Source organism: Xylocopilactobacillus apis, from assembly GCF_033095965.1.
Classification (GTDB): Bacteria; Bacillota; Bacilli; order Lactobacillales; family Lactobacillaceae; genus Xylocopilactobacillus; species Xylocopilactobacillus apis.
On sequence record NZ_AP026801.1, the window covers coordinates 1,847,614 to 1,864,408 of the forward strand.

The following is a 16,795-nucleotide window of genomic DNA, read 5'->3' on the forward strand; positions in this document are numbered from 1 at the left end:
AGTCTCACAAATTATGACAGCCCGGGTTTATCCTGCTTGACGAGCGTGCCGCAGTTGATTGCTTGTTACTCCCTTATGATTATGAAAATTATATCAAAGATTTTCCTTTTTGCTAAATAAATCATAACCGTTTTTCATCTGTTTATAAAAAGATTCTGGCCCAAAATGATCAATTGCATATTTGCGGTTTTTTAATCCCATCTCACTAAGCTGTTCGATTCCAAAAGAATATGCCTTCTCAATTCCTGATTTAATGCCCTCTAAGCTATTATCCACAGCAATTCCATGTTCCTCATCGGGAATCACTAAATGAGTGGCTGATAATTCAGTCATTAAAACAGGCACTGCATTATTTGCTGCTTCTAAAAATACCAGCGGAAATCCCTCGCTTTTAGAAACAATTAAAGCCAAATCCATTTTACGATAAAGCTCATTTATTTCAGATGATTTTAAAGCTCCATAAAATTCAACCTGATGATTTAACTCATATTGATCTACGAGCTGTTCCAAAGATTCTCTTAGTTCACCATCGCCGACAATATTAAGAAAAATATGATCATTTTTCACTTCGGATAAAGCTTTAATTAAACGCGCATGTTCTTTAACTGGATGAAGACGGGCAACAATGATCATCTGCATAAACTGATGATTTTCTTTTGGCCTTACATCATTTGAAAACGTCATGGCATTGTTAATTTGAACAATTCGGTTAGAGTTAATACCTAATTTGGTCAGCTCATCTTTTAATTCACTTGAAACGACGAACAAGCCATCAGAATGCTTTAAACTCCAAACATTTAATTTACTTTGGATGTTTCCTTTAATTCCGCCGCCTAAGAAGTCATAACGCGGATCACTGTGAACCGTTACGATGTGAGGAACATGAATATTTTTACGATGAAGGGTTACAAGGAAATTTGCTCTCGGTCCGTGAGTTTGAACTAAATCAAAATTATTTTCATTTAGATAATTAATCCATTCAGAAGTATTCTTCTGATTGATAACTTTATAGGCTAAACCTAATTCTCTTGCAGCTTTGGAAATTGTTCCTTCTTCAAAGACTAATAGAACATTATCGATGTTGTGCTCTTTTAAAACTTGGGCCATAAAGATTAAGTGAGTTAATGCTCCGCCTGTCTCTTGTCCGGCATTAATATTAACGACTTTCATTCAGTGAATCCCAATATTTTTTTAGGCCCGTATTTAAATCAACTTTTGTTTTTAAGCCTAAATTGTTTAATTTACTTGGGTCGCCATAGGAATACTTAATATCTCCTGCTCGTTCTGGCAAAACTTTTCGCTGCAATTTTTTACCAGCTATTTTTTCAATAATTTCGATAACTTCATTTAGTGATGCTTTATTGCCCGTCCCGATATTGATGACTTGACCAATTGCCTTTGGTTCCTGAAGTAATGCTAAAATACAATCAGCGATATCAGTGACATAAGTAAAGTCACGAATCTGCTCACCGTCACCATATTGATTGAATGTACTATCATTTAACAAGCAATTAGTGATAATTGATAAAACACCTGAATAAGGCGACTTGGGATTTTGTTTTGGACCATAAACATTAAAAGGACGAACTGCCATCGTTGGCATCCCATAAAGAGTATGATAATTAATAACATTTCTTTCAGTGCTGTATTTATCTACTGCATATTGAGTTAAAGGTTCCACTGGTGACAATTCTGTTTTTGGAACTCCTGGTAAATTACCATAAACTGCAGCTGACGAAATAAACAAAAGTGATTTAAAAGACAGCTTTGCTGCTCTTAAATGCTCTAAAATATTAAAATTTGCTTCAGCATTAACCGCATGGGTTCGACCAGGATCGGCAATACTATCTGCTACACTTGCAACAGCTCCAATTAAAAGAATATAATCAAATTTTTCACGGTCTAAAAGATCGTTCATATATTCGTGATCAGTAATTGTATGTTGAAAAAAGTGCATCTGATCTGTTGGTTTCAGATTTTTAACCTGTCCCATTGAAAGATCATCAACTACAAAGACAGTCTGTCCTTGTTCAAGTAAGGTATCTGCGATCGTTGAGCCGATAAAACCAGCTCCCCCAGTTATTAAATATTTTGCCAATTTAATTAATCCAATCTTTTAAGATATTATTATTATAACAGTCAAGAGAGGTCGATAAAATTTATCCATGAAAACACAAAAAATTTTAAACTTTGATTTTGTAAATGCAACCAACCAAGAATTCCAAACGGAACTTATTAAGCTGATCGATAGTAAACAAAACACTTTTATTGTCACTGCTAATCCAGAAATTGTGATGTATGCCAGAAGTCATCCTAATTTTGCCGAACTAATTAGGACCGCTTCTTTTATTACGCCTGACGGCATTGGAATCATTTATGCCGGAAAAAAACTTAATACGCCTTTACAGGAAAGAATTACCGGATTTGATACCTTTTTATTTCTTTTAAAAATAGCCCAAGAAAAAAAATTAAAAGTTCTCTTCTACGGTGCAAAACCAGAAGTTATTGCTGCTCTTAAAGAAAAAGCAGCAGCTGAATATCCCGATATCAAAGTAGCTGGTGCTTTTGACGGATATTTAAGTGATCCTGCTCCGGTTCAACAAAAAATCAAAGAAAACCAGCCGGATTTAGTTTTTGTAGCTTTAGGCGCTCCTAAACAAGAAGAGTTCATTAAAAATAATTTTCATTTGACTAACGCCATTTGGATGGGAATCGGCGGCAGCTTTGATGCGTTTACCGGCAAAGTAAAACGAGCTCCTAAAGTAATCCAAAAAATAAATTTGGAGTGGCTCTATCGGCTCGTTACTAATCCTTCAAGATTTAAAAGATATCTCGCAATTCCGAAATTTATGCATGTTGTTAAAAAGACTAAGAAAGACCGTGTTCAATAATAATTAATTTTTTGTACATTTTCTTATACTGATAGCTATTCTTAAAATAATCACGATAAATTTTGCGCTGAAGCAACGGGGTTAATGCTTTAACTCCGCTAAATTTAAATTTACGAAGATCTTTTAACCCCTTACTGAAACCATTAACTGCATCTGAAAATTCTTCTCTTAATTTATCACTATATCCATGACAGCTGAGATATTTATGATATTTTTCCAAGTCAAAGTCATCTAATGATTTATTTTGAAAATTATCACGCAAATACTGAGCAGTTAAAAACATCTTTAATTTATTGCTTTGAGTCATTGAAGTACTGCGGATCCGATACTTAAGTAATTCACTATTAATTCCACCAATTTTCTTTTGATGTTCAATTAATCTTAACCACAAATCGTAATCCTCAGCGGTTGGATAATTATGGTAACTAAATTCGCGTAAAACACTTCCTTTAAAAAAAGCACTGGAATGAACTAAATTGCTCCCAAAAGGCAATAATTTGTCAATTCTGCTAGGTGTAGTCAAAATTGGATCATGTGATCCAACAATTTTTCCTTCTTCATCTATAAAAGTCGCAGAACTTGTCACTACATCATAATCCCGTTCTTTAATTAGCTCTAGTTCATCGGCAAATCGATTTGGAAAAGAAATATCATCTGCATCCATCCGGGCAATGTACTCACCTGAACTTAATGCGATCGCCCGATTAAGTGATTGAGCCAACCCCATGTTTTGATCGTTAACTTTAAATTTAATCCGCTGATCTACTTCGGCTAGAGCTTCAATGTTTTTTTCAAGTTCAGTATTAGTCGGGTCATCAAGAATTATAATTAGCTCTAAATCAGGGTAAGTTTGATCAAGGATTGAATTTACCGCTTCTGTTAGTTCTTTTGTATTTTCGTTGTAGGCAGTCATGATGACTGAGATAAGATTGTCTTTCACTACAAATCACGCTTCAAAAGGGTGTTCTTTTGAATCAATCGTTCGATTAAAGAACGTACCCGCCTGACCTACAAAAAACGCTAATAAGACCGCCGAAGTAAGAAAATCAAGAATATTTCCGGCATAAAGAGAAAAGCCAATAATTCCTAAAATGGTAAAAGTCATCACCGCATTCAAAAAAGTAAAATACTTTTTGAATTTAAAAAGCAAAAGATAAATAAAACGTAAAGTTAGATAAATCATTGGTCCTAATAGAATAATTACGCCAAAAAATCCCATCGAATACCATTGAGATAAGAAATCCCTTTCCAAATTAAAAATATTATTCATTCTGGTATAAGTAATACCAAACCAATTATCGAGCTTATTATGATTAATTTTTTTAACTCGATCAAGCATTGCTTTTTCAAGATATCGATAATCCATGCGTTTTTTAAGTGGCATCTTCATAACATCGGACCAAAAAACTGGATCAATAATATAAGAATACTTACCGTTAACAAATTCTGGATTTAACGAATAATTCTGATAATTAGCTTGAATATAGCGCATTAAACGAGTGGATTTACCATGTGCTTTATGGTTCAATTCTCGCTCGAGCTTACGCTTTTGCTTTAAAAGGGCAACTTTATTGCTGCTTTTTTCGGTAATAGTGACATCATTGGTCAAACTTCGGTTAGACATTGGCGAAAATGGAATCATAAAACCAACAATAAGCGATAATCCCAACACTAAAATAACTGATGAACGGTGAAGTTTCTTTTCTTTGCCCAAACAATAAGTAAACAAAAATAGCGCTAGCGTTCCAAAAAGCATTGCAAGATACCCTAAAACTGCTGTCTTTGTTCCAAGCATCAGACAGCTTAGAAGCTGAACCACAGCTAAAGTAAGATTATGCCATTTGGGAGCCGTAAAGTTTAAATAAAGAATAAAGGGAACCAGCAGTAAGACTACTCCAGAAATAGAATTAGCGTAGTAGAAAAATCCTTTTGAAGCAAATCCGTAAAAGCTTCCTGGATCTCCATTTGTAAACCAATCAAAAATATTACCGGTGATGAATCCTCCACCGTAAGAAGCTAAACTTAATTTTATTAGATTAAATAAGACGATACTGCCTGAAACAACCCATGCTAGTATCTGAACAATTAAGCTAAATGAATGCAAATCAAAATTCACATGAATAGTCAATAAAATTATGAAAACTGGAATCAGCATTCGAACCATGTAAAAAGCTTCACCAAAGATTGAAAAATTAAAATTAGTTGGTGAATACGAAGTAAAATGATGCGCATTCCAAACATGCAGAATAAAATAAACAATACAAATCCCTAGATAGATTAGAATTAATTTTAAAATTCTTCGGTCCGGATTATCACGTAAATAAAAAAAAGCCAAAAATGCCGTAAAAATAATTCTTATAATGGTCGAAATAGCAAAAGGAAAAATATTTGATAACGGGGGTACATAGAAGAAATAAAAATCAAGAAACGGCTGTAATAAAATAAATACTACAAACGTTTTACCCAAAAAACTTAATTTTTTAAACTCGTTCATTAGTTAAAAAGTGTTTCTCCTCTCCAGATAAAACTCAAAACGATCGCCAACATACTGTGCTATTACTAGTTCAAAAGGGCGATCATCATCAAGATATGAAACTTGTTGTAACTTTAAAATTGCCGAAGCACGCGGAATTTCCAAATACCTTGAAATTTTTTCATTACTTAGAACTGCCGTAACTGTCTGTTCCGCCCGTCCAATCTGACAACCTGAATTTTTTTTAATTGTACTATAAAGTGAATTAGTAACTTCTTCTTTCTTTGAACCATCAATAAAACTCATTGGAACTGCAGCTATTTCAAAACAAATTGGACTTTTATCACCAAAACGAATCCGTTCAATTCTAACGATCTTTTCTTTCGCAGATAAATTCAAAATTTGTTTCTCTGTATCGTTAGGAATTCCTTCAACAAAAGAGACCGTTTTTAACGACGGAACTTTACCTTGAGCACGGATTAGTTCTGAGAAGCCAGTAACACCTTCCATCTTCTCTTGAATCTTTTTGCTGGCAACAAATGTTCCAGCACCTACCCGCCGAATCAAAAGTCCGTTACGCACTAAAAACTGAATTGCTTGGCGTAAAGTCATCCGTGATACATTATACACTTTTGCTAATTCTCTTTCAGAAGGCAGCTTCTGTCCTACTTGCCAACTATTAGTTTCTATTTTTTTTCTAATATCATTATATATTGCAATATAAGCCGGATCAGTCATAATCTACATTTTCTTACAAAAAAAGCTCCGACCGGAGCTAAGATATGGAGGAGAGTGGATTCGAACCACCGAACCCGAAGGAGCGGATTTACAGTCCGCCGCGTTTAGCCACTTCGCTACTCCTCCGATGTAACTATTTTATTTTATAGACTTTAGGTTCACTTTGCAAGTAATAAATATTATTGGTAAAACATTATTAATAAAACCCCTTTCTTTTTTATCGTGAGCATACTAAAATAAAAAATAAAAAGAAAGGAGTGTCTATGGCTTTAAAAATTCATCGAGATTTAGAAATTGAAAATCTCTTCGATAAGTTTGCTACTCTTCCTGAAGACAAAAAAAAGAAAGAAAAAGATCTTCAGAAACAAGATCAAAACTTAAACAAAAAAGATAAAAAATAAAATTAGAATAATTTACGTTCTTTATATATAAATTTCACAAAAAAATAGACATTCATAAAAGATGTCTATTTTTTTTGTTTTAAAAATTTGTTAATTCAGAGATCCACGTTTTTAAATCAGTTATCCCTCGCTTACTTACGGTACTAGTCAGTAAATATTCCACCATTTCAACGTTTTCTCCAAAATCTTTTTCAATCCGATTCTCAAGTTTGCCGATTTCACTTTTTTTAACCTTATCTGTCTTAGTGACTGCAATCATCTGCGGCACTCCAACCTGATTTAGAAATTTCTCAAACTCTAGATCGACAGGTTGAGTTGGAATTCTTCCGTCCACTAGTTGAACAATTCCCCGTAAATTATCTATTTCTGAAACAGTCGTTCTAATCATCTGATTTATTTCAGCACGCTTTTTCTTTCCTAATTTAGCGTATCCATAGCCAGGATAATCGACTAACTGATAACTATTATCGGTTGCTAAATAAAAGTTCACTGTCTGTGTTTTACCTGGAGTGCTTGAAGTTCTTGCTAGATTTTTTCGATTCATTAACGTATTTATCAAACTAGATTTCCCGACATTTGAACGACCAAAAAAAGCAATCCGAGGAAGATTGCTTTTCGGAAAATCAACCGCCTTAACTGCACTTGTTACGAATTGTTGATCTTTATTTGCCATTAAGATGCCTCAGCAGTTTTTAAAATTATTTTTGGACTTTTTCCTTCTTCAATTGAAGACTTATTAACAATCACTTTTTGAACGTCACTTTCACCAGGAATATCAAACATCACATCGCGCATTGCATTCTCAATAATCGATCTTAATCCTCTAGCACCAGTCTTACGCTTAATCGCTTCCGTTGCAACAGCTTCAAGAGCACCATCTGTGAATTCTAAATCGACATTATCCATTTTCATCAATGCTTGATATTGTTTAACTAATGCATTTTTTGGTTTAGTTAAAATATTCACCAGATCTTGTGTTGTTAATTTATTTAAAGTTTGAATAACCGGTAACCGTCCAATAAATTCTGGGATCAAACCAAACTTAAGTAAATCTTCTGGAATCACTTGGTGTAAAATTTGATCGTCAGTAAAATCTTCAGTATTTGCTCCAAAACCGATTACTTTCTTGCCTAATCGCTCTTTGATAATCGTTTCTAGACCATCAAAAGCCCCTCCGACAATAAATAAGATATTTTTAGTATCAATTTGAATCATTTCTTGTTGAGGGTGTTTTCGGCCACCTTGAGGTGGAACACTAGCAACTGTGCCTTCTAAAATCTTTAAAAGCGCCTGTTGAACTCCTTCACCAGATACATCACGAGTAATCGAAACATTTTCTGTTTTTCGGCCAATTTTATCAATTTCATCAACGTAAATAATTCCGCGTTGAGCTTTATCTATATTATAATCAGCAGCCTGTAATAATTTTAATAAAATATTTTCGACATCTTCTCCGACATATCCTGCTTCTGTCAGAGAAGTTGCATCAGCAATTGCAAAAGGCACATTTAAAATTTTAGCCAAAGTTTGAGCTAAATAGGTCTTACCTGAACCTGTTGGACCAATTAAAGCAACATTACTTTTTTGAATTTCTACGCTGCTCTGATTTTGCTGAGAAATCCTTTTATAATGATTATAAACCGCTACCGAAAGCGACTTTTTAGCCTCACTCTGACCTATTACATATTCATTTAGTTGATCATAAATTTCCGCCGGTTTTGGAAAATTTTCTAAAATCTCTTCATCTTCTGTTTGATCGATTTGAATTTGATCGTCAATGATTTTCTTAGATAAATTAATGCACTCATTACAAATATAAACGCCAGGTCCAGCGATAATCTTCTCTACTTCATCTTGTGATTTACCACAAAATGAACATCTAATAACCCCATTTTCTTCGTTGTTCAATATAACCTCGAAACTTTAAATTAGATCAAGAGCGAAGGCAATAGTTTTACTTCTCGGCTTGATCTTCTGATTTTTCTTTAGAATCTTTTTTGTCGTCTTTTCCTTCAACTTCTTTTGCAGATTCTACAATAACATCAATTGCTTTTTTAATGCCAATATCATGAACAAGCATATCATCAGTTAAAGTTTGACGAACTCGATTAACATCCATCTTATATTCATCAGCTAACTCTTTGATTTCATTATCAATATCTTCTTTAGTCGGCTTAATATTTTCTGCTTTAACAACTGCTTCTAAAACCAAGTTAGTCTTTACGTTGTCTTGAGCTTCTTCTTCGTATTGTTTGCGAAGATCCTCATTGCTGGTTCCAGTAATTTGCTGATACATCTGCATACTTAAACCACGTGTTTGTAATGCTGAATTAAAGCGCTGAATCTGCTGATTAACTTCATTATCAATCATTACCTGGGGAACTTCTTCGATTTCTGTAGTTTCTAAAACTTGATGAATTGCCTCATCCTGCATTTCTCGCTCAGCATCGTCATTTTTTTCATCTTGTAAAATCGATTTGATTTTTTCTTTCAATTCATCGACAGTTTTGACGTCAAGATCTAAATCTTTCGCAAAGTCATCATCCAAAGCAGGTAACTCTTTAGACTTAACTTCATGAATTTTGACTGCAAAATGAGCTTCTTTTCCTGCAAGATCCTTTGCTTGATAATCTTTTGGAAAAGTGACATTTACATCAACATCTTCTTCAGCTTTATGGCCGATCAACTGATCTTCAAATCCTGGAATAAAACTATCTGATCCTAGAACAAGTGAATAATTCTTAGCTGATCCACCATCAAATTCTTTACCATCAATTGTTCCAACATAGTCAATAACAACTGTATCGTCTTTTTCAGCTGCACCGTCTTTAAGAACTAGTTCAGCTTCTTTTTCACGACGCTTTTGAATATCATCATCGACATCTTTATCAGTTACTGTGCGATCGATTTTTTTAACTTCGACTCCTTTATATTTACCAAGTTTTACCTCTGGCTTCACAGTTACCTTAACTTCTAAGACCCAAGGTTCATTAGAATTCATTTTATCAACAGTAACTTCTGGTTGACCAACAGGTTCGATTTCAGCTTTCTTATAAGCTTTTTCATAAGCATCTGGAAATACTTCTTCTAATGCACTTTGGTAAAGTGATTCATCACCATAAAATTGACGATAAAGTTCTCTCGTTACTTTACCCTTACGAAATCCTGGTAATTGGATCCGATTTTTTACTTTATTGAAAGCATGGTCAACAGCTTTAGAAACTTCTTCTGTCGAAACTTCAAACTTTAAAGTCCCTTCATTAGTTCCTGTTTTTTCCCATTCTGGTTCCATTAATTTCCTCCATGATTTAAGTCATCATCTAGAATTTTATTATAGTAGACTTTCATTGTAAATCTAATCTATTTAAAAAACATGCATTCCCTTAAAAAAAAGAAGGCTCTGTCTAAGAGCCCTCTATTTGAACTAATACTAATTTCAATTAGTCAAGAATATCAGTAACCTGTCCGGCACCGACGGTCTTACCACCTTCACGAACAGTGAACTTAGTTCCCTTTTCAATAGCAACTGGTGAGATCAATTCAACGTCAAACGATACGTTATCACCAGGCATAACCATTTCAACTCCATCAGGAAGTTCAATAGTACCTGTAACATCAGTTGTATGGAAGTAGAACTGAGGACGGTAATTTGAGAAGAATGGAGTATGACGTCCACCTTCATCTTTAGAAAGGATATAAACTTGTCCCTTGAATTTCTTATGAGTCTGAATTGAACCTGGTTTAGCAAGAACTTGCCCACGTTCGATCTGATCATGGTTAATTCCACGAAGTAAAATTCCGACGTTATCTCCTGCTTCACCTTCGTCAAGAGTCTTATGGAACATCTCGACACCAGTAACAGTAGATTTCAAAATTTCAGGTTTTAAACCAACGATTTCAACTTCATCACCAATCTTAACTGTTCCACGATCAACACGACCAGAAGCAACAGTTCCACGACCAGTAATTGTAAATACGTCTTCTACTGGCATTAAGAAAGGCTTGTCAGTATCACGTGTTGGAGTTGGAATATATTCGTCAACTGTATCCATCAACTCTTCAATATTCTTTTCCTGTTCTGGATCACCTTCAAGTGCTTTTAAAGCTGAACCTTTGATGACAGGAATATCATCTCCAGGGAAATCATAGTCGCTTAATAATTCACGAACTTCCATCTCCACTAAGTCAACTAACTCAGGATCATCAACTAAATCTGTTTTGTTGATAAATACAATAATGTATTCAACACCAACCTGACGAGCAAGTAAGATATGTTCACGAGTCTGAGGCATCGGACCATCAGTAGCGGCAACAACTAAAATTGCACCGTCCATCTGAGCAGCACCAGTAATCATGTTTTTGATGTAATCAGCATGTCCTGGGGCATCCATATGTGCGTAATGACGTTTTTCTGTCTCATATTCAATATGAGCAGTGTTAATTGTAATTCCACGTTCCTTTTCTTCAGGAGCTGCATCGATTCCTGCATAGTCAAGGGGTTGTGCTAATCCCTTCTTTGCAAGCACGTGAGTAATAGCAGCTGTTAAAGTTGTTTTACCATGATCGACGTGACCAATCGTACCAATGTTAACGTGCGGCTTGGTTCTTTCGTAGTGCTCTTTTTCTGCCATTTAAAAATGGACCTCCTAAATTTTCTTTATATTTAAATTATCGTTATTTAGCAGTTAATTGCTTGGAAGCGTTCCGATTATGTATTATACCGAGAAAATCAATCTTTGTAAATATGTAAAAAATTATCTGCCTTATTGCCGATTTGATTTATTTTGATTTACTTCCATAATAACAGGCAAAATGACAGGGTGTCTCTTGGTTTGCTCAAACAAAAATTTGTTTAAGTCATCTCTAACATCTTGCTTGATTTCAGACCAATCGAAATCATCATTTTCCATATAGTTTAAGACTGATTTCTTGATTACTTCTTTACTATCATTCAACAATTCTTGATTAGTTTTATTATAAACAAAACCCTTTGCAACAATTTTTGGTGTTGAAATAATTTTCTTGTTTCTCCTATCAATAGTTACAGTCGAAACAAAAACACCATCTTCTGAAAGCATCTTACGGTCACGAAGGACAATGCTTCCAATGTCTCCTACTCCAATTCCATCAATCATCGTATCTCCGGCAGGAACTGCCTTGCCTAAATGCATTTCTTCGTCTTTGATTTCAAGAACGTCGCCCATGGCAGTAATAAAGATATTTTTTTCTGGAATCCCGGCTTCTTTAGCAATCTCTTTATGAGCGTCTAAAAGACGATATTCACCTTGAATAGGCACCAAATATTTTGGATGAATTAACTTAATAAGCATCTGTAGGTCATATCTGCTGGCATGACCCGTTGCATTGATGTCATCACTAAGAGTTTTCACTTCAGCTCCTGCGCGATAAATCAAATCTTTGGTCTTTGCCATTGAAGTTTCCATTGCATAAGAAGGAGAAGAAGTAATAAAAACTAAATCACCTTGTTTAATACGAACATTCTTGTAACGCCCGGTAGCCATGCGCTGTAAAGACTTCATCGGCTCACCTAATTTACCCGTTTCCAAAATCACAACTTGATCGTCTTGATATTTTTTAAGATCCTTTAAGGGAATCAACAGGCCGTCTGGAATCTTCAAGTATTTGAGCTTCATTGCAGTGCGAACAATTTTTTCTAAATCACGACCAGAAATTGCTAATTTACGTTGGCTATAGACCGCTGCGTTAATTATTTGCTGGATTCTGACAATATTTGAAGCAACGGATGCAACAATGATCCTGCCCGCCTGATATTTAAAAGTTTCATTAATATAGGTAGTAACTTCTCGATCAGTATTATAAGGTGCCGCTTGAGCTTCAGCATTTGAGGAATCGCTTAATAAAGCAATAACGTTGCTTTCACCAATTTTTGCTAACCGATTTAAATCTGTTTCATACGGACCTGTCTGTGAAAAATCAAACTTAAAGTCTCCCGTATAGACGATCTTACCTTCTGAAGTGTTAAGTACAATCCCTAAGCTATCTGGAATTGTATGAGTGGTCTTAAAAAATGAAACTGTAGTTTTTTCAAAATCGATCTCAGACTTTTCATTAATTACATTGAAGCTGTATTTGTTCTTCATTTTTTGGTCAATGATGTTATTTTTAACTAATTCAATTGTCAGTTTAGAACCAAAAATTGGAACATTATAGCCTTTGTGTAAAAAGTACGGCAAGGCGCCAATGGCATCTGCATGTCCATGAGTTAAAAATACTCCTGCAATGCGGTCAATGTTCTCTTCAAGATAATTAAAATCAGGTACGACAACGTCAATCCCTAACATTTCATTCTCTGGATACTTCAACCCAAAATCTAAAACAAAGATTTCACCATCAGCATCTACTGCATAAATATTTTTGCCATCTTCTCGAACACCGCCGAGCATGGCAATTTTTACTTTTCCCAAAAATGTATCACCTCTTTCTTTATTAAAATTTAATCTAAAAAACCTGCAATTAAGCAGGCCGTTAATATTATCTTCTTAATCCTAATGAGCTAATCAAATTACGATAACGGTCAAGATCGTTTTCTCTTAAATATCTAAGTAAGTTACGACGATGACCAATTTTTTTCATCTGACCTACGTATGAATGATGGTCTTTTTTATGTTTTGTTAAATGTTGATTTAAAACATTAATCTCTTCAGTTAAAAGAGCAACTTGAACTTCAACAGAACCAGTATCTCCTTCACTGCGACCATACTTCTTAATAATTTCTTCTTTACGTTCTTTTGTAATTGCCATTAATCTATTCCTTTTATTTATTCCATAAAGCTAAGTAAGAGGAAATTCCTCAAACATAGTAATAGGTGTTATCATAATATCATTAAATGGATCAGATTTCAAAATTGCTAGTCAAATTAAAGTTTAATTGGTATAATGAGAAAGATTAATTTCACTATACCAGGAAGGAGTATCTAGTTAATGCCACAGATCAAATCAGCGATTAAGCGCGTTAAGACTCAAAACAAGCGTCGTTTGGCAAACGCATCTCAACGTTCAGAAATGCGTACAGCAATCAAGAAATTCAATTTAGCAGCTGAAAAAGGCGAAAAAGATAATATTGAAGTTCTTTACAAGAACGCAGCTAAACTTATCGATTCAGCTAAGCACAAAAAATTGATTCATAGCAATAAAGCTGCACGTGACTTATCCAAAATTACGTTACGTAAGAACAGTCTTTAAAAAGAACCTGCGGGTTCTTTTTTTTGTGGTGAAATTTGGATTAGATTATAGTGAACCTGCTCTTTGTCCATCAAATGTATGTAACATACTCCTGCGAGTCACAACGAAATTTCAAACAATACCTGGAAAATCATAAAAAAAACGCCAATAAAATATCAGCGTTTTCTCTAGTTGACCTATTTTTATCCATCTAGATAAGTAATAAGCCAAAAATTTGTAGAACAGTTGTCAATCTAGACAAGTACTCTATAAAGATAGACTATAATTTTTTTATTTTTTTGTCAAATAAAATTGCTCACTTGTTTCTAAAGAAATGATATATAATTTTTATTACGCAAAATTAATTATAAATTTTTTGATTGTGAGATTATAAATGACAGATAGAAAAATAAGTATCTTTTTTGATGAGTCTGGAAAAAATTCAAATGATATTTCTCTAATGGGTGGCGTGTCTGTTCCTAACGACTATTACTTTTGCAAAGATATTCAGTTTTTAAACCAGCAACTTCAAAGAAAAACTTTTCGTATGCATTTTACTCAATATGACAAAAGTGATTACTCAAATTTCAAAATGGTTATTCAATCATTTTTGAAATTAACTGATGCAATTCAAGTAAATATCATTTCATATAAACTAAATAATTTAAAAGATCATATTTTATATGCATCAATGAAAAAAGATATGTTATATAGTAGACTACCTGAACGAGTAATTTACGGATTATTGCGCAATTATAGTAACATGGATAATTTAAAAGCTGACATTTATATAGAAAATTCCAATGAATATGCTAAATTACACATAGATAAATCTATAAAAAAACAGATGAATATCCATTCTTTATATAGATATGACAATTTTAAAATTGAAAATTCAAAACTTGTTCCCAAAAATCAAGAAATAGGTATCGAGTTTACTGACACAATTTTAGGAATTATTCGGTTAATTATTCAAAACAGCAGCTTAACAAATAATAATCAAGAAATTAAAAGAAGCCTTTTAGCAAAGAATTTACTAATTAATGATCTTATGGATGAATTGGAGCCTTTGTTAAAATCAATTAAAATTTATGAGCTTACCCAAAATGACCATTTAAAAAAAATAAATTTTGAAACATATTTAAGATTCTACAAAGCCAATATTAATTCATTTAAAGAAACAAACAAAGACGATTTCTATGATTTAAATAATAAAATGTTGCCCATCAAATCAGATCAAATCTAACAAATAATCCACGTTTTCTTCTTTTGTCGCCCACGAAGTTACAAAACGTACAACTTGGTGTTCATTGTCTAGTTTTTCCCAAAAAGAAAATCGAACTTTCTTTTGTAATTCTTCGATTTGCGAATTTGTCATAATTACAAATTGCTGATTAGTTGGCGAATCAATATGAAGCTGATAACCTTTGGCAACAAATCCTTCTTTCATTTTTTTCGCCATTTTAAGCGCATGTCGGCTGATTTCAAAATAAAGATCATTAGAAAACAATTCTAAGAACTGCACACCCGTTAAACGGCCTTTGGCTAAGAGCGCTCCGTGCTGTTTGATCATCGTCAAAAAGTGCGGCGGTTCATTCTTTTTAGTAAAAACTACTGCTTCACCACATAATGCTCCAACTTTTGTGCCTCCGATATAAAAAACGTCACAAAGGCGGGCGATATCAGTTATATTAAGATCTGCTTCTTCACTAACCAATCCATAACCTAAGCGTGCTCCATCAATATAGAGCGGAATCTCATATTTTTGGCATACATCAGATAGTTTTGTTAATTCATTTTTCGTATAGAGAGTGCCATATTCAGTTGGATAAGAGACATAAACCATGCCGGGAATAACCATATGCTCATAATTTACGTCACCATAAAATTCTTCACAATACTTGTCCACTGCTTCAGCAGTTATTTTGCCTTTTCGAGCTGGAAGAGTAATAACTTTATGTCCGCTGTGCTCAATTGCTCCTGCCTCATGACTGCTAACGTGTCCTGTATCAGCTGCAATTACGCCTTCGTATTTTTTTAACAATGCATCAATAACTACTTGATTAGTTTGAGTCCCTCCCACCAGAAATTTAACGCTGGCTTCAGGACATTTAATTACTTCTTTTATTTTAGATGCCGCCTGCAAGCTAAAATCATCGAAACCATACCCAACTTCTTGGTCAAGATTAGTTTGAACTAACCGTGCTAAAACTTTTTCATGGGCTCCTTCAGAATAATCATTTTCAAATGAGATCATTTATTTTTCCTTTCTAGGTTTCCAAACCACTTCTTATGAATTTCAGCCATTTTACCAGATTTTTTTAACTCTTTAAATCCTTGATTTATTTTTTGCGCTAATTCATGATCAGATTTTCTCATCCCAACAACAAAACTTTCGGGCTTAAAACCACCATTTATTAGTGAATAATCATCTGGATTACTTTCATGGGATAAATAATAACTGGCGTACCCACGATCAATTAAAAGCCCATCGATGCGCCCTGCATTTAAATCCATGAAAGCTTCACTAAAACCATCGTACAAAACGGGCGTCTGATTTTTGACAAAGTCTTTTAAAACATGGGGCTGCTGTTCGAAGCGATCATAACCAGAAGATCCATTTTGAATGCCGATAATTTTACCTTTCATGTCTTTAAAACTGTTAATTTTTTTCTTTTTTAGAGAAACTACAACTTGATCATTACTCATGTAACTATCGCTAAAAAGAACCTTTTTCTCTCTTTCTGCGGTTTTAGAGTAGCCATTCCAAATTAAATCAATCGTCTGGTTTTGTAACTCATTTTCCTTCATTGACCAATCAATCGGCTGAAAATCAACCTTAATTCCATAAAGTGCAAAAACTGCCCTTGCTAAATCTACATCATACCCAACAATTTGGCCTGATTTATTTTGAAATCCCATTGGGACAAAGGTATCATCGAGTCCAACGATTACTCGTTTTTCATCTTTGATGCGCGACCATTGATCACTATTTGTTTTTTGACGTCCGCATCCTGTTAAAACAAAAATACTCAAAAAACTTAACAGAAAAACTAGCCCAATCTTTTTTTTAGTCATGTCTAACTCCT

At 34.1% G+C, this 16,795-nt stretch carries 17 protein-coding genes and 1 tRNA gene; 4 read left to right on the plus strand and 14 right to left on the minus strand.

What is annotated here, in order from left to right:
• Positions 1-93: 93 nt before the first annotated feature.
• The gene (locus R8749_RS08675) at positions 94-1,170 is read right to left on the minus strand and encodes a glycosyltransferase (protein WP_317696030.1); all 1,077 of its coding nucleotides are present in this window, start codon (positions 1,168-1,170) and stop codon (positions 94-96) included.
• Complete coding sequence (locus R8749_RS08680) at positions 1,157-2,098, minus strand: NAD-dependent epimerase/dehydratase family protein (RefSeq protein ID WP_317696033.1); 942 nt, start codon at positions 2,096-2,098, stop codon at positions 1,157-1,159. The genes R8749_RS08675 and R8749_RS08680 overlap by 14 nt, the downstream gene beginning before the upstream one ends.
• Before the next feature lie 67 nt (positions 2,099-2,165).
• Between R8749_RS08680 and R8749_RS08685 the strand changes: the two genes are divergently transcribed.
• Entirely contained in the window at positions 2,166-2,891 is a 726-nt protein-coding gene (locus tag R8749_RS08685) for a WecB/TagA/CpsF family glycosyltransferase (protein WP_317696036.1), read from the plus strand.
• Here R8749_RS08685 and R8749_RS08690 read toward each other — a convergent pair.
• The 4 genes from R8749_RS08690 to R8749_RS08705 form a co-directional block, all read right to left on the minus strand.
• Positions 2,869-3,831, minus strand: coding sequence for a glycosyltransferase family 2 protein (locus R8749_RS08690; RefSeq protein WP_317696038.1), 963 nt, complete (start codon positions 3,829-3,831; stop codon positions 2,869-2,871). The genes R8749_RS08685 and R8749_RS08690 overlap by 23 nt on opposite strands.
• A gap of 6 nt (positions 3,832-3,837) precedes the next feature.
• Entirely contained in the window at positions 3,838-5,385 is a 1,548-nt protein-coding gene (locus R8749_RS08695; RefSeq protein ID WP_317696041.1) for an O-antigen ligase family protein, read from the minus strand.
• Between the two features lie 3 nt (positions 5,386-5,388).
• Positions 5,389-6,102 carry a GntR family transcriptional regulator gene (locus tag R8749_RS08700; RefSeq protein ID WP_317696043.1) on the minus strand — a complete coding sequence of 238 codons (714 nt, stop codon included), beginning with the start codon at positions 6,100-6,102 and terminating at the stop codon, positions 5,389-5,391.
• Between the two features lie 45 nt (positions 6,103-6,147).
• A tRNA-Tyr gene (locus R8749_RS08705) sits at positions 6,148-6,228 on the minus strand.
• Between the two features lie 137 nt (positions 6,229-6,365).
• On the opposite strand from R8749_RS08705, the gene R8749_RS08710 reads away from it, so the two are divergent.
• The gene (locus R8749_RS08710; protein WP_317696046.1) at positions 6,366-6,503 is read left to right on the plus strand and encodes an SPJ_0845 family protein; all 138 of its coding nucleotides are present in this window, start codon (positions 6,366-6,368) and stop codon (positions 6,501-6,503) included.
• Between the two features lie 79 nt (positions 6,504-6,582).
• On the opposite strand, the gene yihA is transcribed toward R8749_RS08710, so the two are convergent.
• The 6 genes from yihA to rpsO all read right to left on the minus strand — a co-directional run bounded on the left by yihA (position 6,583) and on the right by rpsO (position 13,286).
• Positions 6,583-7,176 carry a ribosome biogenesis GTP-binding protein YihA/YsxC gene (yihA, locus tag R8749_RS08715; protein WP_317696049.1) on the minus strand — a complete coding sequence of 198 codons (594 nt, stop codon included), beginning with the start codon at positions 7,174-7,176 and terminating at the stop codon, positions 6,583-6,585.
• Positions 7,176-8,411 (minus strand): ATP-dependent Clp protease ATP-binding subunit ClpX, encoded by a 1,236-nt coding sequence (gene clpX / locus R8749_RS08720; RefSeq protein ID WP_317696052.1) that lies wholly within the window; start codon positions 8,409-8,411, stop codon positions 7,176-7,178. The genes yihA and clpX overlap by 1 nt, the downstream gene beginning before the upstream one ends.
• Before the next feature lie 46 nt (positions 8,412-8,457).
• Positions 8,458-9,795 (minus strand): trigger factor, encoded by a 1,338-nt coding sequence (gene tig / locus R8749_RS08725; RefSeq protein WP_317696054.1) that lies wholly within the window; start codon positions 9,793-9,795, stop codon positions 8,458-8,460.
• A 148-nt stretch (positions 9,796-9,943) separates the two neighbouring features.
• Positions 9,944-11,134, minus strand: coding sequence for an elongation factor Tu (gene tuf / locus R8749_RS08730; protein ID WP_317696056.1), 1,191 nt, complete (start codon positions 11,132-11,134; stop codon positions 9,944-9,946).
• A gap of 132 nt (positions 11,135-11,266) precedes the next feature.
• A complete protein-coding gene (locus R8749_RS08735; protein WP_317696058.1) occupies positions 11,267-12,949 on the minus strand; it encodes a ribonuclease J in 1,683 nt (560 codons plus the stop codon).
• A gap of 67 nt (positions 12,950-13,016) precedes the next feature.
• Entirely contained in the window at positions 13,017-13,286 is a 270-nt protein-coding gene (rpsO, locus tag R8749_RS08740; RefSeq protein WP_317696060.1) for a 30S ribosomal protein S15, read from the minus strand.
• 180 nt (positions 13,287-13,466) lie between these two features.
• On the opposite strand from rpsO, the gene rpsT reads away from it, so the two are divergent.
• Positions 13,467-13,727 (plus strand): 30S ribosomal protein S20, encoded by a 261-nt coding sequence (rpsT, locus tag R8749_RS08745; protein ID WP_317696061.1) that lies wholly within the window; start codon positions 13,467-13,469, stop codon positions 13,725-13,727.
• A gap of 373 nt (positions 13,728-14,100) precedes the next feature.
• Complete coding sequence (locus R8749_RS08750) at positions 14,101-14,952, plus strand: hypothetical protein (RefSeq protein WP_317696063.1); 852 nt, start codon at positions 14,101-14,103, stop codon at positions 14,950-14,952.
• Here R8749_RS08750 and R8749_RS08755 read toward each other — a convergent pair.
• Together R8749_RS08755 and R8749_RS08760 are read right to left on the minus strand one after the other, a co-directional pair.
• The gene (locus R8749_RS08755; RefSeq protein ID WP_317696065.1) at positions 14,938-15,963 is read right to left on the minus strand and encodes a threonine aldolase family protein; all 1,026 of its coding nucleotides are present in this window, start codon (positions 15,961-15,963) and stop codon (positions 14,938-14,940) included. The genes R8749_RS08750 and R8749_RS08755 overlap by 15 nt on opposite strands.
• The gene (locus R8749_RS08760; protein ID WP_317696067.1) at positions 15,960-16,784 is read right to left on the minus strand and encodes an amino acid ABC transporter substrate-binding protein; all 825 of its coding nucleotides are present in this window, start codon (positions 16,782-16,784) and stop codon (positions 15,960-15,962) included. Before R8749_RS08760 ends, R8749_RS08755 begins: the two co-directional genes overlap by 4 nt.
• Positions 16,785-16,795: the final 11 nt, after the last annotated feature.

Bases quoted from the DNA above. Each gene is read 5' to 3' on its own strand.
- rpsO (WP_317696060.1), bottom strand. From the start codon at position 13,286: ATGGCAATTACAAAAGAACGTAAAGAAGAAATTATTAAGAAGTATGGT.
- R8749_RS08755 (WP_317696065.1), bottom strand. From the start codon at position 15,963: ATGATCTCATTTGAAAATGATTATTCTGAAGGAGCCCATGAAAAAGTT.
- R8749_RS08695 (WP_317696041.1), bottom strand. From the start codon at position 5,385: ATGAACGAGTTTAAAAAATTAAGTTTTTTGGGTAAAACGTTTGTAGTA.
- R8749_RS08675 (WP_317696030.1), bottom strand. From the start codon at position 1,170: ATGAAAGTCGTTAATATTAATGCCGGACAAGAGACAGGCGGAGCATTA.
- R8749_RS08710 (WP_317696046.1), top strand. From the start codon at position 6,366: ATGGCTTTAAAAATTCATCGAGATTTAGAAATTGAAAATCTCTTCGAT.
- R8749_RS08685 (WP_317696036.1), top strand. From the start codon at position 2,166: ATGAAAACACAAAAAATTTTAAACTTTGATTTTGTAAATGCAACCAAC.
- tig (WP_317696054.1), bottom strand. From the start codon at position 9,795: ATGGAACCAGAATGGGAAAAAACAGGAACTAATGAAGGGACTTTAAAG.
- rpsT (WP_317696061.1), top strand. From the start codon at position 13,467: ATGCCACAGATCAAATCAGCGATTAAGCGCGTTAAGACTCAAAACAAG.
- yihA (WP_317696049.1), bottom strand. From the start codon at position 7,176: ATGGCAAATAAAGATCAACAATTCGTAACAAGTGCAGTTAAGGCGGTT.
- R8749_RS08700 (WP_317696043.1), bottom strand. From the start codon at position 6,102: ATGACTGATCCGGCTTATATTGCAATATATAATGATATTAGAAAAAAA.
- R8749_RS08760 (WP_317696067.1), bottom strand. From the start codon at position 16,784: ATGACTAAAAAAAAGATTGGGCTAGTTTTTCTGTTAAGTTTTTTGAGT.
- tuf (WP_317696056.1), bottom strand. From the start codon at position 11,134: ATGGCAGAAAAAGAGCACTACGAAAGAACCAAGCCGCACGTTAACATT.
- R8749_RS08750 (WP_317696063.1), top strand. From the start codon at position 14,101: ATGACAGATAGAAAAATAAGTATCTTTTTTGATGAGTCTGGAAAAAAT.